This window comes from Streptomyces sp. DSM 120436, assembly GCF_055778765.1.
Genome location: NZ_JBSKBS010000001.1, coordinates 2,690,203 through 2,709,630, shown reverse-complemented (window position 1 = coordinate 2,709,630; position 19,428 = coordinate 2,690,203). Strand labels below are relative to the sequence as shown.

Annotated in this window: 17 protein-coding genes; 12 read left to right on the top strand and 5 right to left on the bottom strand. The window is 72.7% G+C overall.

The window, feature by feature from the left end; translation table 11 throughout:
• Position 1 precedes the first annotated feature (1 nt).
• The 3 genes from ACWH4W_RS12550 (at position 2) to ACWH4W_RS12540 (ending at position 2,023) form a co-directional block, all read left to right on the top strand.
• Positions 2-652 carry an AIM24 family protein gene (locus ACWH4W_RS12550; RefSeq protein WP_473075825.1) on the top strand — a complete coding sequence of 217 codons (651 nt, stop codon included), beginning with the start codon at positions 2-4 and terminating at the stop codon, positions 650-652.
• Positions 649-1,449: an AIM24 family protein gene (locus ACWH4W_RS12545; protein ID WP_473075824.1), complete on the top strand. Its 801-nt coding sequence runs from the start codon at positions 649-651 to the stop codon at positions 1,447-1,449. The genes ACWH4W_RS12550 and ACWH4W_RS12545 overlap by 4 nt, the downstream gene beginning before the upstream one ends.
• Before the next feature lie 97 nt (positions 1,450-1,546).
• A complete protein-coding gene (locus tag ACWH4W_RS12540; RefSeq protein ID WP_473075823.1) occupies positions 1,547-2,023 on the top strand; it encodes a MarR family winged helix-turn-helix transcriptional regulator in 477 nt (158 codons plus the stop codon).
• 15 nt (positions 2,024-2,038) lie between these two features.
• Here ACWH4W_RS12540 and ACWH4W_RS12535 read toward each other — a convergent pair whose 3' ends face one another.
• Complete coding sequence (locus ACWH4W_RS12535; RefSeq protein ID WP_473075822.1) at positions 2,039-3,529, bottom strand: sensor histidine kinase; 1,491 nt, start codon at positions 3,527-3,529, stop codon at positions 2,039-2,041.
• Positions 3,526-4,191 (bottom strand): response regulator transcription factor, encoded by a 666-nt coding sequence (locus ACWH4W_RS12530; protein WP_473075821.1) that lies wholly within the window; start codon positions 4,189-4,191, stop codon positions 3,526-3,528. The genes ACWH4W_RS12535 and ACWH4W_RS12530 overlap by 4 nt, the downstream gene beginning before the upstream one ends.
• A gap of 121 nt (positions 4,192-4,312) precedes the next feature.
• Between ACWH4W_RS12530 and ACWH4W_RS12525 the strand changes: the two genes are divergently transcribed.
• Together ACWH4W_RS12525 and ACWH4W_RS12520 are read left to right on the top strand one after the other, a co-directional pair.
• On the top strand, positions 4,313-5,014 hold the full coding sequence (locus ACWH4W_RS12525) for a PepSY domain-containing protein (protein ID WP_473075820.1): 702 nt from the start codon (positions 4,313-4,315) through the stop codon (positions 5,012-5,014).
• A gap of 202 nt (positions 5,015-5,216) precedes the next feature.
• On the top strand, positions 5,217-6,557 hold the full coding sequence (locus tag ACWH4W_RS12520; RefSeq protein WP_473075819.1) for a VanZ family protein: 1,341 nt from the start codon (positions 5,217-5,219) through the stop codon (positions 6,555-6,557).
• A gap of 148 nt (positions 6,558-6,705) precedes the next feature.
• On the opposite strand, the gene meaB is transcribed toward ACWH4W_RS12520, so the two are convergent.
• On the bottom strand, positions 6,706-7,662 hold the full coding sequence (gene meaB, locus ACWH4W_RS12515; protein WP_473077482.1) for a methylmalonyl Co-A mutase-associated GTPase MeaB: 957 nt from the start codon (positions 7,660-7,662) through the stop codon (positions 6,706-6,708).
• A 50-nt stretch (positions 7,663-7,712) separates the two neighbouring features.
• The gene (locus tag ACWH4W_RS12510; RefSeq protein ID WP_473075818.1) at positions 7,713-8,936 is read right to left on the bottom strand and encodes an acetyl-CoA C-acetyltransferase; all 1,224 of its coding nucleotides are present in this window, start codon (positions 8,934-8,936) and stop codon (positions 7,713-7,715) included.
• A 147-nt stretch (positions 8,937-9,083) separates the two neighbouring features.
• Here ACWH4W_RS12510 and mce point away from each other — a divergent pair, with 147 nt between their 5' ends.
• The 7 genes from mce to ACWH4W_RS12475 all read left to right on the top strand — a co-directional run bounded on the left by mce (position 9,084) and on the right by ACWH4W_RS12475 (position 18,915).
• On the top strand, positions 9,084-9,524 hold the full coding sequence (mce, locus tag ACWH4W_RS12505; protein WP_473075817.1) for a methylmalonyl-CoA epimerase: 441 nt from the start codon (positions 9,084-9,086) through the stop codon (positions 9,522-9,524).
• 227 nt (positions 9,525-9,751) lie between these two features.
• Entirely contained in the window at positions 9,752-13,633 is a 3,882-nt protein-coding gene (scy, locus tag ACWH4W_RS12500; RefSeq protein ID WP_473075816.1) for a polarized growth protein Scy, read from the top strand.
• Between the two features lie 183 nt (positions 13,634-13,816).
• Positions 13,817-14,755 (top strand): coiled-coil domain-containing protein, encoded by a 939-nt coding sequence (locus ACWH4W_RS12495; protein WP_473075815.1) that lies wholly within the window; start codon positions 13,817-13,819, stop codon positions 14,753-14,755.
• 82 nt (positions 14,756-14,837) lie between these two features.
• Positions 14,838-15,797, top strand: a complete 960-nt coding sequence (locus ACWH4W_RS12490) for an ABC transporter ATP-binding protein (RefSeq protein WP_473075814.1) — start codon at positions 14,838-14,840, stop codon at positions 15,795-15,797.
• The gene (locus tag ACWH4W_RS12485; protein ID WP_473075813.1) at positions 15,794-16,567 is read left to right on the top strand and encodes an ABC transporter permease; all 774 of its coding nucleotides are present in this window, start codon (positions 15,794-15,796) and stop codon (positions 16,565-16,567) included. The genes ACWH4W_RS12490 and ACWH4W_RS12485 overlap by 4 nt, the downstream gene beginning before the upstream one ends.
• A gap of 132 nt (positions 16,568-16,699) precedes the next feature.
• Positions 16,700-18,025, top strand: a complete 1,326-nt coding sequence (locus ACWH4W_RS12480) for an ABC transporter ATP-binding protein (protein WP_473075812.1) — start codon at positions 16,700-16,702, stop codon at positions 18,023-18,025.
• On the top strand, positions 18,022-18,915 hold the full coding sequence (locus tag ACWH4W_RS12475; RefSeq protein ID WP_473075811.1) for an ABC transporter permease: 894 nt from the start codon (positions 18,022-18,024) through the stop codon (positions 18,913-18,915). The genes ACWH4W_RS12480 and ACWH4W_RS12475 overlap by 4 nt, the downstream gene beginning before the upstream one ends.
• A gap of 16 nt (positions 18,916-18,931) precedes the next feature.
• Here ACWH4W_RS12475 and ACWH4W_RS12470 read toward each other — a convergent pair whose 3' ends face one another.
• Entirely contained in the window at positions 18,932-19,264 is a 333-nt protein-coding gene (locus tag ACWH4W_RS12470) for an ATP/GTP-binding protein (protein ID WP_473075810.1), read from the bottom strand.
• Positions 19,265-19,428 lie beyond the last annotated feature (164 nt).

The window sequence follows — 19,428 nt, the reverse complement described above, 5'->3', positions numbered from 1 at the left end:
GATGAGCTTCCGGGAGATCAACTCCAAGATGATCGAGGCGACCGTCGCCCCCGGCCGGCGGCTGTTCAGCCAGCGCGGCGCGATGCTCGCCTACCGGGGCGAGGTCAGCTTCACCCCGAACCTGCGCGGCGGCCGGGGCGGGGTGATGTCGATGATCGGCCGGCGCGTGGCGAACGAGGACACGCCCCTGATGACCGTCGAGGGCGACGGCACGGTGCTGTTCGGGCACGGCGGCCACCACATCCAGGTGATCCACCTCTCCGGGGACACCCTGTACGTCGAGGCGGACCGGCTGCTGGCCTTCGAGGGGACGCTGGAGCAGGGCACGGTGTTCCTGGGCTCGCAGGGCGGGGTGAGGGGCATGGTCCGGGGCCAGGTCTCCGGTCAGGGCCTGTTCACCACCACCCTCAAGGGGCACGGCGCGGTCGCCGTGATGGCCCACGGCGGGGTGATCGAGGTGCCGATCACCCCGCAGAACCCGGTGCGCGTCGACCCGCAGGCGTACGTCGCCCACCACGGCGACGTGCGCAACAAGCTGTCGACGGCGCTCGGCTGGCGGGACATGGTGGGACGCGGCTCCGGCGAGGCCTTCCAACTGGAGCTGAGCGGCAGCGGCGCGGTCTACGTCCAGGCCTCGGAGGAGAAGCTGTGAGCACGTACGGAACGCCGGGCGCCGGGCCGGCGGCCTTCGACCCGACGACGCTGCCCTGCGACGACAACGTCAACGACTACACCTTCTGCGTGGAGCTCAAGGGGACCCAGTGGTTCCTGCAGAAGGGGAAGATGATCGCCTACTACGGCGCCGTCGAGTTCAACGGCATCGGGCACGGGCGACTCGACCGACTTGTCCGCACGTCGTTCCATTCGCCACTGCACGCATCCGACTGGGTCGTGGCGGAGGGCTCGGGCAGGATGCTCCTCGCCGACCGGGCCTTCGACGTCAATTCCTACGACTTGGACGACGGCAATCTGACCATTCGCTCGGGCAACTTGCTCGCTTTTCAGCCAAGCTTGTCACTGAAGCAGTCGATCGTGCCAGGTTTTCTGACACTGATCGGAACCGGAAAGTTCGTGGCGGCATCCAACGGTCCGGTGGTGTTCATGGAACCCCCGATCAGGGTGGACCCGCAGGCGCTGGTCGGATGGGCGGACTGCCCGTCCCCGTGCCACCACTACGACCACGGCTACCTGACCGGCCTGCTGGGCGGTCTACGTGCGATGACGGGCCTGGGCGGGGCCTCCGGCGAGGAGCACCAGTTCGAGTTCGTCGGGGCGGGCACGGTGCTGCTGCAGTCGTCCGAGGCGCTGATGACGGAGCGGGCCACGGGGACGCCCCCGCAGGAGCCCGGAGTGCCCGGAGGGGGCGGACCGGGCGGATCCGGACCGGCCGGAAGCGGACCGCGCCTTCCCGGACAGCTGGGAGACCTCCAGCGTCGCTTCGGGCTGTGAGCGGTAGTGTGCGGGGTGTGACATCGAACGCCTGCACGTGACGTCACACGGAAGCCCTATTAGTTCGCCTTTCAACTTCCTTAGGTAGACTTCATTCATGGAGACCGAGACGGCCACCCGCTGGCTGACCCATACGGAGCAGTGCGCCTGGCGCACCCACCTGGAGGTCAACAAGCTGCTGACCTACCAGCTCGAGAAGGATCTGCAGCCGTTCGGCCTGACGATGAACGACTACGAGATCCTGGTGAACCTGTCCGAGTCGGAGGACCGGCGGATGCGGATGAGCGACCTCGCCGCCGCCACGATGCAGTCCAAGAGCCGCCTCTCCCACCAGATCACCCGGATGGAGAACGCCCACCTGGTCCGCCGGGAGAACTGCGAGTCCGACCGCCGCGGACTCTACGCCGTCCTCACCGACCACGGCATGGAGACGATGCAGAAGGTCGCCCCGCACCACGTGGCGTCGGTGCGCCGGCACTTCATCGACCTGCTCCCCCCCGAGGCGCTGATCGAGCTCGACAAGGCCCTCAAGCCCATCGCGGAGCACCTGCGGGAGCAGCGGGGACGCCTCTGACATCCCCTGACGCCCCTAGTGCGGGGGCGCCGTCCCCCGGTCCGCGCCGGCGAGCGGCAGGCGGAGCGCGAAGAGGGCTCCGCCCGTCGGCGCCGCGCCCGCGGTGAGCGTGCCGCCGTGCCGTACGGCCACGTCCCGCGCGATGGCCAGCCCCAGCCCGGCCCCGCCGTCGTCCCGGCTGCGCGCCGCGTCCAGCCGTACGAACCGCTCGAAGATCCGCTCGCGGTCCGCCTCGGCCACACCCTCGCCGTCGTCGGCGACACCCACCACGGCCCGGTCGCCCTCCCGGCGCACCGTCACCGTGATCCGCTCGCGGGCGTGCCGCTCCGCGTTGTCCAGCAGGTTGGCGAGCACCCGCCCGAGCTGACCGCGCGACCCGGAGACCTCGACGGGCTCCGCCTCCACCGTGACGCCCGCGCGCCCCGCGGCCTCCTCGCGGGCCAGCTCGGCCAGGTCCACCCGGGTGCCGGCGGGCCGCTCCCCCGCGTCCAGCCGGGCGAGCAGCAGCAGATCGGCGGCGAGGTTCTGCAGCCGCACGGTGTCCTCGACGGCGCCGTCCAGGTCGAGCAGTTCGGGGTGGGCGGCCGCGACCTCCAGCTGGGTGCGCAGGGAGGCGATGGGGCTGCGCAGCTCGTGCGAGGCGTCGGCGACGAACCTGCGCTGCCGCTCCACGGAGGTCTCCAGGGCGGCGAGCGTGGCGTTGGTGGTCCGGGCGAGCCGGGCGACCTCGTCGTGCGTCGCCGGTTCGGGGACCCGGCGGCCCAGGTCCTCGGAGGCGGTGATCGCGGCCATCTCCCGGCGGATGCCCTCGACCGGGCGCAGGGCCCGCCCGGTGACCAGCCAGGTCACCGAGGCGACGACGCCGAGCAGCAGCGGGAAGCCGATGAGCATGGAGGTCAGCGCGGTGCCCACGGCGCTGTGCTCGGCGGCCAGCGGGGAGCCCGCGTGGACGGTGAGGCGGCCCCGGTCGGGCGTCTCCACCTCCACGGCGGCGAAGCGGTAGTCCTCGGTGTCGCCGTCGATGGTGGCGGTGCCGTTGGTGAAGCTCGCCCCCTGCGCGATCTCGCCGGGGGCGAGGGACTCGTCGTCCGAGCGGCCGGAGTCGTCGTCCCGACCGTCGTCGCCGTCGTCGCCGTCGTCGTCACGGTCGTCGTCGAGGTCGTCGTCCGCGCCGGGCCGGGCCGGCGCGGGTGTCACCTCGGCGGTGCCCGTCCCGGTGATCCGCTCCAGGTCCTCGGAGACGGCGAGCAGGACGCCGTCCTCGTCGGTGATCTGCACGGGGGTGTCCTCGGCGTCGAGGCCGGAGAGCTTGTCGAGGGGCGTACGGGCGGCCAGTTCGGAGGCGACGGCCTGCGCGGAGCGCTCCGCCCGGGTGCCCGCCTCGCCGGTCAGGTTGGCGCGCAGGGACAGCAGGAGGGCGGTGCCGGCGGCGACGAGGGCCACGGCGACGACGAGCGTGGCGCCGAGCGTCGCCCGGGAGCGGACCGAGCCGAACAGCCGGCTCACGGCGCCGTCTCCAGCCGGTAACCGGCGCCGCGCACCGTGCGGATGAGGTCCGCGCGCAGTTTGCGGCGCAGGGCGCTGACGTAGACCTCGACGATGTTGGGGTCGCCCTCGTAGGCGAAGTCCCAGACGTGCTCGAGGATGTCGGCCTTGGACACCACCTCGCCGGCCCGCAGCACCAGGTGCTCCAGGACCGAGAACTCCTTGGCCGTCAGCTCGGTCTCCTCGCCGTCGAGCCAGACCCGGCGGGCGGCGGTGTCCACCTTCAGGTCGCCGTGCACGTGGACCGGGGACGCGCCCGCGGCCCTCCGGCGGCGCAGCAGCGCCTTCACCCGGGCGACGAGCACCACGTAGGAGAACGGCTTGGTGAGGTAGTCGTCGGCGCCGGTGTCCAGGCCCTCCGCCTCGTCGTACTCGCCGTCCTTGGCGGTGAGCATCAGGATCGGCACCTCGTGCCCGGCGGCGCGCAGGGCGGCGCACACCCGGTAGCCGTTGAGGCCGGGCAGCATGATGTCGAGGATCACCAGGTCGTACGGTTCCGTCGTGGCCCGGTCCAGCCCCTCCCGGCCGTCGTGCACGACGTCGACCGCGTACCCCTCGGCGGTGAGGCCCTTGGCGAGGGAGAGGGCGAGGCGCTTTTCGTCCTCGACTATCAGGAGTCGCATGCGGTCCAGGGTCGCAAAGGGAAGCTGAAGATCACTTCAGGCTGCTTCAGCTTCCGCTCAGCGTCGGTCGGTGACATTGATGTCGTACAGCGCGAAGCACACCGACTCGGGAGGAACGCACATGAAGCGCAACATCGTGATCGCCGTCGTCACGGCCGCGGCTCTGGTGGGCGGAGGCACGGCGACGGCCCTCGCGGTCGCGGGGGACGACGACGACACGGCGTCGGTGACGCGGACGGACGACGACAGGGACGAGCGCGACGACCGCGGTGAGGACCGCTCCGACGACCGGGACGACCGCGGTGAGGGCGGCTCCGACGACCGGGACGACGACCGCGATGACGACGGCGATGACGACCGCGATGACGACGGCGATGACGACGCTGCCCGTGCCGCCGCTCCCGGTGGCGTGACCGCCGCCGAGGCCATCGCCGCCGCGCTGAAGCACACCAAGGGCACGGCCGTCTCCGCCGAACTGGACGACGGCTCCTGGGAGATCGACGTCCTCGGCAAGGGCGACGCCTGGCACAGCGTCCGGATCGACCCGGACAGCGGCAAGGTCCTGGGCGCCCAGAAGGACGACGAGGACGACGCGGCGGAGGCGCGCGCCGCGCTGAAGAACGCCTCGGTGACGGCCGAACAGGCCGCGAAGGCCGCCGCGTCCAAGGGCACGGTCGTCTCCGTCGACCTGGACGACGACGGCGACGACCGGGGCTGGGAGACGCAGACGCGCGCCTTCGGCGGGGACGAGCGGGACTGGAAGGTCGACCTGAGGACCGCTTCGGTCACGGCGGACCGGGACGACGACTCCGACGACGACTGAGCGGGCGGAACGTGAAGGCCGGGCCTCCCCCGGCACGGGGGGCCGAAGCCTTCCGCGGCGGCTTTGATCGGCTGCTCGCTCCGTGATCTCATGATCACGACGCGGCCGCACGGGCATGTCAGCGTGCACGGAGCCGGAGGCCCGACGCGCGTCCGAGCCGGGCGTAAGCGTCCTCCCCCGGCCCCTCGCCCCAGGACCCCCGTTGATCGAAGCCGTCTTCCAGGACGAGGTGCCGTTCCTCGTCGCCGCTCTCACGATCACGCTGACGGCGGGCCTCGTCGTCTTTCTCGCGACCCGCCGCCGCGCCACCCCCCGAAGAGCGGCGCTGTACGGCCTGTGGGCGGCCTCCGCCACCGGCCCGGCCACGCTGACGAGTTGGCCCGGCGGCGGGGGCGCGACCTTCGAATGCGCCGTCAACCCCGATGTCATGACGGCGCTGACCGGCACACAAGGACAGCTCAACCTCGTCCTGTTCGCGCCCTACGGCCTGTTCGCCGCGCTGGCCACCCGCCGGCCGCTCCTCGCCGCCACCACGGGCGCCCTGTTCGCCCTGGTCGTGGAGACCGCGCAGACCACCGTCCCGTTCGTGAGCCGCCTGTGCGACACCGACGACCTGGTGACCAACACCCTCGGGGCCTGCGCCGGGGCTCTCCTCGGGGCCGTACTGCTGCGTTTCCTGCCCGCGGGCGCCCCGACGGGACGGCGGGCGGTCCGCCGTACCGTGGTCGTGTGCGCGCCCGTCCTCGCCCTGACGGCCGTCGCCTGGCTGTCCGCCGTCGAGCTGGTCCGCCACCGGCCCCCCACCCACGCCCCGGCGGCGACGCCCGCCCAAGCGGCGGCCCTGGAGACGGCGCTCACCGGGGCCTTCGGGCCCGCGTACGGTCCCGGCGACAGCGTCTTCCTCGACCACGGCGACGGCACCGGCTCCGTGAGCTCGCACTTCCCCGGCGGCGTTGCGGAGCTGTCCTGGCCGGACCGTGAGCGGTTCACGGTCCTTTTCTTCTCCGAGGACGCGCGGGAGGGGGCGTACGGACACCGGGTTCCCGGCGCCGAAGGGCCCGTGGCCGACGCCGAGGACGCGAGGAAGGCGGCCGTCGCCTACGCGGAGGGTCACGCGCCCTGGGCCGCCGGCGCCCGGATCACCGTGCACCGGGACGGCGCACCGGACGACGGCTGGACGGTCTCCTGGCGTCGCCTGCGGGACGGCGTCCTCATGCCGATGCGCCTCGACGTCACCGTCGCCCCGTCAGGGCGCGTCACCGGCCTCACCGCGCGCGGTGCCGCCGACCCGGAACTGCCCGAGGCGCGTGTCGACGCGACCGGGGCGTGGCGGGTCTTCGAGCGCGCCGAAGGGCTGCGCCCCGGGGAGGGCGAACGTGAGCGGCCCGTCCTCCTCGCGCAGCGGCGTGACGGCCGGTGGCGTGTCCACTGGCTGCTGACGGTCCGCCTGGGCGGCTTCCCGCGCACGGGGGTCGTCGACGCGGCCGACGCCACCGTGCACGAGGTCCCGGCAGCCGATCAGAACGACGTACCGCTGCGCTGACCGACCGCCCCCGGGAGCTGCGCCCCCGGAGCCCCTTTCGGCCCTGGCCTGCCTCGTCCTCGATCGCCGGACGGGCTGAGCGTCAGCCCCTCCGGCGATCGAGGAGCGGGGTCCGGGACGGAGCCCCGGGCCGGGGAGGGAGGGGCGGTCAGTTGCCCGTCAGCCCCTCGACCAGTTCGTCCGCCGCCCGGTACGGATCAAGATCCCCCGCGATGATGCGCTCGGCGAGCGCGCCGAGGCGGCGGTCGCCGTGGAGGTCGCCGATGCGTTCGCGCAGGGCGGTGACGGCGATGGTCTCGACCTCGCGGGCGGCGCGGGCCAGGCGGCGTTCCGCGAGGACGCCGCGCTCCTCCATCCAGGCGCGGTGCTTCTCCAGCGCCTCGACGACCTCGTCGACGCCCTCCTGGCGGGAGGCGACCGTCTTGACGATCGGGGGGCGCCAGTCGCCGGGGCCGCGGGACTCGCCGAGGCCCAGCATGTGGTTCAGCTCGCGGGCGGTGGCGTCGGCGCCGTCGCGGTCGGCCTTGTTGACGACGTAGACGTCGCCGATCTCCAGGATTCCGGCCTTGGCGGCCTGGATGCCGTCGCCCATGCCGGGGGCCAGCAGGACCACGGAGGTGTCGGCCTGGGAGGCGATCTCCACCTCCGACTGGCCGACGCCCACCGTCTCGACCAGGATCACGTCGCAGCCGGCCGCGTCCAGGACGCGGATGGCCTGCGGCGCGGCCCAGGCGAGGCCGCCCAGGTGGCCGCGGGTGGCCATGGAACGGATGTAGACGCCCGGGTCGGAGGCGTGCTCCGACATCCGGACGCGGTCGCCCAGCAGGGCGCCCCCGGAGAAGGGGGAGGACGGGTCGACGGCCAGGACGCCGACCCGCTTGCCCTGTTTGCGGTACGCGGTGACCAGCGCCGAGGTGGACGTCGACTTGCCGACGCCCGGGGACCCGGTGAGGCCGACCACGTAGGCGTTGCCGGTGAGCGGCGCGAGGGCCGCCATGACCTCCCTGAGCTGCGGTGACGCCCCCTCCACGAGGGAGATCAAGCGGGCCACGGCCCGCGGCCTGCCCTCTCTGGCCTGGGCCACCAGAGTGGAGACGTCCTGCATCACAGCTCCGTTCACGTGAGGAAAGTCGGCAACAACCGGGTCAGGCCTTGTCAGGCCTTGGGCACCCGCACGATGAGCGCGTCCCCCTGGCCGCCGCCCCCGCACAGCGCAGCGGCGCCGACACCGCCGCCGCGCCGCTTCAGCTCCAGCGCCAGGTGCAGCACCAGCCGGGCGCCGGACATCCCGATCGGGTGACCGAGCGCGATGGCGCCACCGTTGACATTCACCTTTTCGGCGGAAACGCCCAGGTCCTTCATCGACTGCACGGCGACCGCCGCGAAGGCCTCGTTGATCTCGATCAGGTCGAGGTCGGAGACCTCCAGGCCCTCCTTCTTGAGGGCGTGCAGGATGGCGTTCGACGGCTGCGACTGGAGCGAGTTGTCGGGGCCGGCCACGTTGCCGTGGGCGCCGATCTCGGCGATCCACTCCAGGCCCAGCTCCTGCGCCTTGGCCTTGCTCATCACGACCACGGCCGCGGCGCCGTCGGAGATCTGCGAGGACGAACCGGCGGTGATGGTGCCGTCCTTGGCGAACGCCGGGCGCAGCTTGCCGAGGGACTCGGCGGTGGTGTCCCCGCGGATGCCCTCGTCCTTGCTGAAGAGCACCGGGTCGCCCTTGCGCTGCGGGATCTCGACCGGGGTGATCTCGGCCTCGAAGACGCCGTTCTTCTGCGCGGCGGCGGCCCGCTGGTGGGACAGGGCGGCGATCTCGTCCTGCTCGGCGCGGCCGATGCCGAGGCGGGTGTTGTGCTTCTCCGTGGACTCGCCCATGGCGATGTTCTCGAAGGAGTCGGTCAGGCCGTCGTGCGCCATGGCGTCGAGCATCTGCACCGCGCCGTACTTGTAGCCCTCGCGGGACTTCGGCAGCAGGTGCGGCGCGTTGGTCATGGACTCCTGGCCGCCGGCCACGACCACGTCGAACTCGCCCGCGCGGATGAGCTGGTCGGCCAGCGCGATGGCGTCGAGGCCGGAGAGGCACACCTTGTTGACGGTGAGCGCCGGGACGTTCATCGGGATGCCGGCCTTCACGGCGGCCTGGCGGGCCGGGATCTGCCCCGCCCCGGCCTGGAGCACCTGTCCCATGATCACGTACTGGACCTGGTCGCCGCCGATCCCCGCACGGTCGAGGGCGGCCTTGATCGCGAAGCCGCCGAGGTCGGCTCCGGAGAACGACTTCAGCGAACCGAGCAGCCGACCCATCGGGGTGCGGGCGCCCGCGACGATGACGGATGTCGTGCCGTTCGTTGCGGATGTTGCAGATGATGCGGAAGTCATGAGCTGCGGTCCCCTTCCGGCTGCACAGCCGAGGAGTGAACGAGGGTTTACTTCGAATGTACTGACGCGCGGTGGACCCCGTCATCGGCCTTTCGGTGTGATCGCGCGCACGTTGCGTAACCGTCGCACGGGCGCTGCACTGGATCCATGCTGACGCGAATCGACCACATCGGGATCGCCTGCTTCGACCTCGACAAGACGGTGGAGTTCTACCGCTCCACCTACGGCTTCGAGGTGTTCCACTCGGAGGTCAACGAGGAGCAGGGCGTCCGCGAGGCCATGCTCAAGATCAACGAGACCTCCGACGGCGGGGCCTCCTACCTGCAGCTCCTCGAGCCGACCCGCGAGGACTCCACCGTCGCCAAGTGGCTCGCGAAGAACGGCGAGGGCGTCCACCACATCGCTTTCGGCACGGCGGACGTCGACGCGGAGGCGGCCGGGATCAAGGAGAAGGGCGTACGCGTTCTGTACGAAGAGCCCCGGCGCGGTTCCATGGGGTCACGGATCACCTTCCTGCACCCGAAGGACTGCCACGGCGTACTGACGGAACTGGTCACTTCCGCGCCCGTTGAGCCGTCCGAGCACTGACCCACGTACATAGGGGCCGGTAGGGTTGGGTCTGGTCGCCGCTGAAAGCGTGGTGACCGAGTCCCGTCGTGTTCGGCGACGGGATCGCCGGGGTCCGGGTGGCGGGGGGCGAGCGCGGGGCGGCAGCCCATGCTCCGCCGTTGATCTGACACCATTCCCCGGGGGCTCCGTTCGGGATGGACGGGGCTCGGCCAGACTTGCGACCAGGGGACGGATGGGACCGCGCAGTGCGGGGCTACGAGAGCCAGGAGCGAGAGCCGGCGGCTGACGTCGACCACCTCTCTCGGTTCGAAGCCGAGATGAAGCGGCTGAGGACCGAGCGGGAAAAGGCGATCCAGCACGCCGAGGACCTCGGCTACCAGGTCGAGGTGCTGCGCGCCAAGCTGCACGAGGCGCGGCGCACCATCATGTCCCGGCCCGCCTACGACGGCGGCGACATCGGCTACCAGGCCGAGCAGTTGCTCCGCAACGCGCAGCTGCAGGCCGACCAGCTCCGCGCGGACGCCGAGCGGGAGCTGAGCCAGGCCCGCGCCCAGACCCAGCGCATCCTCCAGGAGCACGCCGAGCAGGCCGCCCGTCTCCAGGCGGAGCTGCACCAGGAGGCGGTGACCCGGCGCCAGCAGCTCGACCAGGAGCTGGCGGAGCGCCGCCGGACCGTCGAGTCGCACGTCAACGAGAACGTGGCGTGGGCGGAGCAGTTGCGGGCCCGCACCGAGGAGCAGGCCCGCCGCCTGATGGAGGAGACCCGCGCCGAGCGGGAACAGGCCCTGGCCGCCGCGCGCGAGGAGGCCGAGCGGCTGACCTCCGAGGCCCGCCGCCGGCTGCAGAGCGAGGCGGAGGCGGCCCGCAGCGAGGCCGAGCAGTTGCTGCGCCGCGCCCGCGCGGACGCCGAGCGGCTGCTGAACGCCGCCTCCACGCAGGCGCAGGAGGCCACCGAGCACGCCGAGCAACTGCGCACCTCCACGGCCACCGAGTCGGAGTCGGCGCGCCGCCGGGCGCAGGAGCTGAGCCGGGCCGCCGAGGAGCGGATCGCCGAGGCGGAGACCGCGCTGCGCGAGGCGCGCTCCGAGGCCGAGAAGGTCCTCGCCGAGGCGAAGGAGACCGCCGCCAAGGCGCTGGCGTCCGCCGAGGCCGCCAACGAGACGCGCACGCGCACCGCCAAGGAGCAGGTGGCGCGGCTGGTCAGCGAGGCGACCAAGGAGGCGGAGGCCACCAAGGCGGACGCCGAGCAGCTGGTCGCCGACGCCCGCGCGGAGGCCGAGAAGATCGTCGCGGAGGCCGCGGAGAAGGCCCGCACGCTCACCGCGGAGGAGTCCGCCACCCAGCTGTCCAAGGCGGCCAAGACCGCCGAGGACGTGCTCAACAAGGCCTCCGAGGAGGCCAAGCGGACCACGCGCGCCGCGGCCGAGGAGGCGGAGCGGATCCGCCGGGAGGCCGAGGCCGAGGCGGACCGGCTGCGCGCGGAGGCGCACGACATCGCCGAGCAGCTCAAGGGCGCGGCGAAGGACGACACCAAGGAGTACCGCGCCAAGACGGTCGAGCTGCAGGAGGAGGCGCGCCGGCTGCGCGGCGAGGCCGAGCAGCTGCGTGCCGACGCGGTCGCCGAGGGCGAGAAGATCCGCGCGGAGGCCCGCAAGGAGGCCGTGGCGCAGATCGAGGAGGCGGCCAAGTCCGCCGAGGAGCTGCTCGCCAAGGCCAAGGCGGACGCCGACGAGCTGCGCTCCACCGCGCAGGCGGACAGCGAGAAGGTCCGCACGGAGGCCATCGAGCGCGCCACGACGCTGCGCCGGCAGGCCGAGGAGACCCTGGAGCGCACCCGCAAGGAGGCCGAGCGGCACCGTGCGGAGGCCGTGGAGCAGGCCGACGCGCTCAAGGAGGACGCCGAGCGGACCGCGCGCGAGCTGCGCGAGGAGACCGAGCGGGCCGTCGAGACGCGTCGCGCGGAGGCCGCCGAGGAGCTGACCCGGCTGCACACCGAGGCCGAGGAGCGGCTCGCCACGGCCGAGCAGGCGCTGAGCGACGCGCGTGAGGAGGCCGACCGGATCCGCCGCGAGGCGACCGAGGAGGCCGAACGGCTGCGCACCGAGGCCGCCGAGCGGATCCGTACGCTCCGGCAGCAGGCCGAGCAGGAGGCCGAGCGGCTGCGCGACGAGGCCGCCGCGGACGCCTCGGCGTCCCGGGCGGAGGGCGAGGCCGTCGCCGTGCGGCTGCGGTCGGAGGCCGCGGCCGAGGCGGAGCGGCTCAAGTCCGAGGCGCAGGACAGCGCGGACCGGATGCGCGCGGAGGCCCAGGCGGCCGCCGAGCGGATCGGCACGGAGGCCTCCGAGACGCTGGCCGCCGCGCAGGAGGAGGCGGCCCGGCGGCGCCGGGAGGCGGAGGAACTGCTCGGCGCGGCCCGTGAGGAGGCCGACCAGGAGCGCGAGCGGGCCCGCGAGCAGAGCGAGGAGCTGCTGTCGGCGGCGCGCACCCGCGTGGAGGAGGCGCAGGCCGAGGCCGTACGGCTGGTCGAGGAGGCGGACCGGCGCGCCACGGAGATGGTGTCGGCGGCCGAACTCCACGCCCAGCAGGTGCGGGACTCCGTCGCGGGGCTGCACGAGCAGGCGCAGGAGGAGATCGCCGGGCTGCGCAGCGCCGCCGAGCACGCGGCGGAGCGCACCCGTGCGGAGGCCGAGGAGGAGGCGGACCGGGTCCGCGCCGACGCCTACGCGGAGCGGGAGCGGGCCGGCGAGGACGCGGGCCGGCTGCGGCGCGAGGCGCAGGAGGAGGCCGAGGAGGCCAAGTCCCTCGCGGAGCGCACGGTGTCGGAGGCGATCACGGAGGCGGAGCGGATCCGTTCCGAGGTCTCCGAGCACGCGCAGCGGCTGCGCACCGAGGCGTCCGACGCGGTCGCCGAGGCGGAGCAGGTCGCGGCGCGCACCCGGGCGGAGGCCCGTGAGGACGCCAACCGGATCCGTTCGGACGCGGCGCGGCAGGCGGACACGCTCATCACCGAGGCGCGCGGCGAGGCGGAGCGGCTCACCGAGGAGACCGTCGCGGAGACCGACCGGCTGCGCACCGAGACGGTCGCCGAGGCCGAGCGGGTGCGGTCGGAGTCGGTCGCCAAGGCGGAGAAGCTGGTCGCGGACGCCACCGGCGACGCGGAGCGGCTGCGCGCCGAGGCCGCGGAGACGGTGGGGTCGGCGCAGCAGCACGCGGAGCGGATCCGGCGGGAGGCCGAGCGGCTCAAGTCCGACGCGGAGTCGGAGGCGGAGCGGCTGGTGTCCGGTGCGCGCGAGGAGGCCGAGCGGACGCTGGACGAGGCCCGCCAGGAGGCCAACAAGCGGCGTTCGGAGGCGGCCGAGCAGGTCGACACGCTCATCACGGAGACCGCCGCCGAGGCGGACAAGCTGCTCACCGAGGCGCAGCAGCAGGCGCTGAAGACGAAGGCCGACGCAGAGTCGCAGGCGGACACCATGGTGGGCGCGGCGCGCAGCGAGGCCGAGCGGCTGGTGGCCGAGGCGCGGGTCGAGGGCAACTCGCTGGTGGAGAAGGCCCGTACGGACGCCGACGAGCTGCTGGTCGGCGCACGCCGGGACGCGACGCAGGTCCGGGAGCGCGCCGAGGAGCTGCGCGAGCGCCTCACCAGCGAGATCGAGGAGCTGCACGAGCGGGCCCGGCGCGAGGCTGCGGACACCATGAAGTCCGCCGGTGACCGCTGCGACGCGCTGGTCAAGGCCGCGGAGGAGCAGCTGGCGAAGGCGGAGGCCAAGGCGAAGGAGATCGTCTCCGAGGCCAACTCCGAGGCGGGCAAGGTGCGGATCGCCGCCGTGAAGAAGGCCGAGGGCCTTCTGAAGGAGGCGGAGCAGAAGAAGGCCACGCTCGTGAAGGAGGCCGAGGAGCTGAAGGCCGAGGCGGTGCGCGAGGCACGGCGCACCGTCGAGGAGGGCAAGCGCGAGCTGGAGGTCCTCGTCCGGCGCCGCGAGGACATCAACGCGGAGATCTCGCGCGTCCAGGACGTCCTGGAGGCCCTGGAGTCCTTCGAGGCCCCGGCGGGCGGCAAGGACAACGGCGTCAAGGCGGGGGCCGCGGCGGGCGCTGCCCGTACGGGTGGCAAGTCAGCCGACAACTAGCGAAACCGGACGAAATCCCGTGTAGGGTGGGGGCTTTGACCATGGGCTTGGCAAGGCTTCCGGCGGCGAGCCACTCAAAAGGGGTGTCATCTTACGTATCAAACGTGCATCCGCTCGATGACTCAGCGCTTCGGCCCCTAGGATTCCCCTATCACCTCACCGGTCTCATTCGACAGGAACCCCATGAGCGACACTTCCCCCTACGGCTTCGAGCTTGTGCGGCGTGGATACGACCGCGCTCAGGTGGACGAACGTATCTCCAAGCTCGTCTCCGACCGTGACAGCGCTCTCGCCCGCATCACCGCTCTGGAAAAGCGCATCGAAGAGCTCCACCTCGAGACGCAGAACGCCCAGGCCCAGATCAACGACGCCGAGCCGTCGTACGCGGGTCTCGGCGCGCGCGTGGAGAAGATCCTCCGTCTCGCCGAGGAGGAGGCCAAGGACCTGCGCGAGGAGGCCCGGCGCGCCGCGGAGCAGCACCGCGAGCTCGCCGAGTCCGCCGCCCAGCAGGTGCGCAACGACGCCGAGGCGTACGCCGCCGAACGCAAGGCGAAGGCGGAGGACGAGGGCGTCCGGATCGTCGAGAAGGCCCAGGGCGAGGCCGCCCAGCTGCGCTCCGAGGCGCAGCGGGACGCCCAGTCCAAGCGCGAGGAGGCGGACGCCCTCTTCGAGGAGACCCGTGCCAAGGCCGCGCAGGCCGCCGCGGACTTCGAGACGAACCTGGCGAAGCGCCGCGAGCAGTCCGAGCGCGACCTGGCCTCGCGCCAGGCCAAGGCCGAGAAGCGCCTCGCGGAGATCGAGCACCGCGCGGAGCAGCTCCGCCTGGAGGCCGAGAAGCTGCGCACCGACGCCGAGCGCCGGGCCCGCCAGACGGTGGAGACCGCCCAGCGCCAGGCCGAGGACATCGTGGCCGACGCCAACGCCAAGGCCGACCGGATCCGTTCGGAGTCCGAGCGTGAGCTCGCCGCGCTGACCAACCGCCGCGACTCCATCAACGCCCAGCTGACCAACGTCCGCGAGATGCTGGCGACCCTCACGGGCGCCGCGGTCGCCGCCACCGGCACACCCTCCACCGAGGACGAGCCGGTCTCCCGGGGCGTCCCGGCCCAGCAGTCCCGGTAACACCCGGACGGGCGACCGGACCACGGCGAAGCCCTCTGCCACTGCGGTGGCAGAGGGCTTTGTCCCGTTCTAGCGTGGCCGCATGATCGAGCTGGAGGGGCTGACCAAGCGGTACGGCGAGAAGGTGGCGGTGGACAACCTGACCTTCACCGTCCGGCCGGGCATCGTCACGGGCTTCCTCGGCCCGAACGGCGCCGGCAAGTCGACCACCATGCGGATGATCCTGGGGCTCGACCACCCGACGGCCGGTGACGTGCGCATCGACGGCACCTCCTACGACCGGCTCCAGGACCCGCTCACGGACATCGGGGCCCTGCTGGAGGCCAAGGGGGTGCACCCGGGGCGCAGCGCCTACCACCACCTGCTGTGGCTCGCGCAGAGCAACGGCATCCCCGAACGGCGGGTGGGCGAGGTGCTGGAGGCGGTCGGCCTGACGGCGGTGGCGCGGAAGAAGGCCAAGGGGTTCTCGCTCGGCATGGGGCAGCGGCTCGGCATCGCCGCCGCGCTGCTCGGCGACCCGCGGATCCTGATGTTCGACGAGCCGGTCAACGGCCTCGACCCCGAGGGCATCCACTGGATCCGCACGCTCATGAAGTCGCTGGCCGAGCAGGGCCGCACGGTGTTCGTCTCCTCCCACCTGATGAGCGAGATGGCCCTGACCGCCGATCACCTCGTCGTCATCGGGCAGGGCCGGCTGCTCGCCGACACCTCGATGGCCCAGTTCATCGAGCGCAACTCCCGCTCCTACGTCCGGGTGCGCACCCCGCAGCGGGAGGCGCTGCTGGACGCGCTGCACCAAGGCGGCATCACCGCGGTGGACGGCGCGGACGGGACGCTGGAGGTGGACGGGACGCCCGCCGGGCGGATCGGCGAGCTGGCCGCCCGCAACGGGGTGGTGCTGCACGAACTGAGCCCGCAGCAGGCCTCCCTGGAGGACGCCTTCATGCAGTTGACGGCGGAGTCGGTGGAGTACCACGCGCACACCGGCGCACCGCTGCCCCCGCAGCAGTGGGGCGAGAACTGGAGGAAGGGCCGGGCATGACGACGGCACAGGTCGTACGGTCGGAGTGGACCAAGATCCGGTCGGTGGCGTCCACCGTGTGGACGCTGTCGACCGCGGTGATCGTCACCGTCGCCCTCGGCATGCTGATCTCGGCGCTGGCGAGGAACGAGTTCGACGACCTCGGCGAGCGGGAGAGACTCGCCTTCGACCCGACGTTCATCAGCTTCGCCGGGACCAGCCTGGGCCAGCTCGCGATGATCGTGTTCGGTGTGCTGGTGGTGTCGAACGAGTACAGCACCGGGATGATCCACGCCTCGCTGGCCGCCGTGCCCAGGCGCGGCGTCTTCCTGTTCAGCAAGCTCGCCGTGGCCACCGCGCTGGCGCTCGTGGTCGGCATGGCCACCAGCTTCGCCGCCTTCTTCCTGGGCCAGCTGATGCTCGGCGACCTGAAGGCGTCCATCGGCGACGCGGGGGTGCTGCGCGCGGTGATCGGCGGCGGGCTGTACATGACGCTGATCGCGCTGTTCTCCATGGGGGTCGCCGCGATGCTGCGCTCCCCCATGCTGTCGCTGGGCATCCTGATGCCGTTCTTCTTCCTGATCTCCAACATCCTCGGCAACGTCAGCGCCACCGAGAAGGTCGGCCGGTTCCTGCCCGACCAGGCGGGCAGCAGGATCATGCAGGTGGTCACCCCGGTGGACGACGACACCCCGTACGGCCCCTGGGGCGGCCTGGGCATCATGGCGCTGTGGGTGATCGCGGCGGTCGTCGGCGGCTACGTGCTGCTGAAGCGGCGTGACGCGCAGTGAGCGACCGGGCCGGATCCGTTCCGGTCGGCCCCTGACGCGCCCTTGGGCGGAACCGTCAGCGTCCCGATAAGCTCCTAACCCTTACGGGGGGCGTGTGCCCCGCTGTCCTGAACCTTTCGATGGGTGCGGAGCATGATCGAGGCAGTCGGCCTGACCAAGCGGTACGGCGACAAGACCGCTGTGTACGACCTTTCCTTCCAGGTGCGTCCCGGCGCCGTCACGGGCTTCCTGGGCCCCAACGGCTCGGGCAAGTCGACGACGATGCGGATGATCCTCGGTCTGGACAACCCCACGGCGGGCCGGGTCACGATCTGCGGCCACCCCTACGGCAAGCTGCCCAACGCCCCCCGTCAGGTCGGCGCGCTGCTGGACGCCAAGGCGGTGCACGGCGGCCGGTCCGCCCGCAGCCACCTGCTCAGCCTGGCCCAGCTGTCGGGCATCCCGGCCCGCCGGGTGGACGAGGTGCTGGGCGTGGTGGGCCTGCACGAGGTGGCCCACCGGCGCTCCAAGGGCTTCTCCCTCGGCATGGGCCAGCGCCTGGGCATCGCCGCCGCGCTGCTGGGCGACCCGCAGGTGCTGCTGTTCGACGAGCCGGTCAACGGACTCGACCCCGAGGGCATCCTCTGGGTGCGCAACCTGATGAAGTCGCTGGCCGCCGAGGGCCGCACGGTGTTCGTCTCCTCCCACCTGATGAGCGAGATGGCCCTGACCGCCGACCACCTCATCGTGATCGGCCGCGGCCGGCTCATGGCGGACATGAGCGTGAAGGACTTCATCTCCGCCAACTCCGCCGACTTCGCCCGGGTGCGCACGCCGGACACGGAGCCGCAGCAGCGCGAGAAGCTGTCCGCGGCGGTCACCGAGGCCGGCGGTCACGTGCTGCCCGAGCAGGACGGCGCGCTGCGGGTGACGGGACTGCCGCTGCCCCGGATCAGCGACATCGCCCACGAGCACGACGTACGGCTGTGGGAGCTGTCGCCGCACCAGGCCTCCCTGGAGGAGGCGTACATGCGGATGACGCAGGGCGCCGTCGACTACCGCTCGACCACCGACCAGAAGGAAGGGCTGCAGCAGCCGCTGCCGCCGGGCGCGCAGCCTCCGGTTCCGGTGCCGGGACAGGGCCAGCCCGGCTGGTACGCCCCGCCGCCGCCCCAGCAGGGCGGGCAGCCCTTCGCCCCGCCGCAGGCCGCCCCCGCGGGCCCCTACGGCGCTCCCGCGGCCCCCGGGGCCGCTCCGGGCGCCCCGAACCCGTACGCGCAGCCTCCGCAGGCGCCGCGGAGCGCCCCGCCGGCCACTCCCCCGGCGGCCGCGGCCGCCGCTCCCCCGCCCGCCGCGGCCGCCGCTCCCCCGCCCGCCGCGGCTGCCGCTCCCCCGCCCGCCGCGGCTGCCGCTCCCCCGCCCGCCGCGCCCCCGTCCGCCCCCACCGCCGAGCCGACGAAGTCCGAGGACGTCCGATGAGCACGCCCCAGCCCCCGATGCCGCAGAGCGCCGCACCCGAGTGGCAGGCAGCACCCGGTGCCGCACCCTCCGCCCCCGGCCCGGCGTATCCCACCTACACCTCGCCCATCCCGGTGGTGCGCACCCACCTCGGGCACGCGCTCGCCTCCGAGTGGACGAAGCTCAAGTCGGTGCGCTCCACCCTGTGGACGCTGGGCGTGTTCGTCGCGCTCGTGATCGGCATCGGTCTGCTCACCGGCGCGCTGATCGTGAACGCCGACCCGAACCTGAGCGGCGAGAGCCCGCTGTCGCTGGGCTTCTTCGGGCTGCTGCTGGGCTCCATGTGCCTCATCACGCTCGGCGTGCTGACCACCGCCTCCGAGTACGGCACCGGCATGATCCGCACGACGATGGTCGCCTGCCCCAACCGCGGCCGGGTGCTCGCGGCGAAGGCCGTGGTGTTCTTCCTGGTCGCCTTCGTGGCGACCCTGGTGTGCGCCACGCTCGTCGGCCTGCTGCACGTGTCGCTGCTGGAGGAGTACAACGCCGCGGAGCCCACCGGCGAGGAGTGGCTGAAGGGCACGGTCGGCGTCTCGCTCTACCTGGCGCTGCTCGGCACCCTGTCGCTGGCGGTCGGGTCGGTCGTGCGGCACTCGGCGGGCGCCATCACCCTCATGATCGCCGCGGTGCTGGCCCCGCTGGTGATCGCGCTGTTCATGTTCTCCGAATCGCTGAGGGACGTGCAGCAGGCGCTGTTCGAGTACTCCATCCCGAACCAGATGAGCATCTTCTACGCCAACTCCCTGTCGCAGTCCGGCCCGTCCGGCTGGGACCCGCTGTGGATCATGCTGGCCGTCACGGCGGCCGCGCTCGCCGGGGCGTTCGCCCTGTTGCGGAAGCGGGACGTCTAGCGACGCGGAAGGCCGCTCAGAACCTCGGCGCGTTACGGGACCGCTGCACCCGCGTGGTGCGGCGGTCCTTCGCGTTCCAGCAGGAGGTGTGCCAGTGCCGGCGGTCGTCGACGCCCGCGTGCTCGGGCCAGGCCACCACGTGCGGCACCCCGTCCGGGATCAACTGGTCGCAGCCCGGGCACCGGTAGGACTTGCCGCGGGCGCTGCTGCCCGCCACGTGCCGCACGCTCCACTCCTCGCCCCGCCAGGGCTCCGTGGACTGCCAGCCGCCGTAGCGCCCGGAGCGGTCGTCCTCGGCGCTCCGGCCGGAAGAACCGGCTCCCTTGGGTCGGTTGCGACGCGGGGACACAGGACACCTCACGGGGCTATACAGGATGCACGGACCGCGTCCAGCCTACGCGGCACGGGCCGGGGTGCGCGTACGGCGCCAATCGCCACAAGTCGCTCCGTGGCACGGGGCGGCCCCTCGTGGGCGGCCCATTCTGCAGACAATCCGCAAAGTCGCTCACCCGC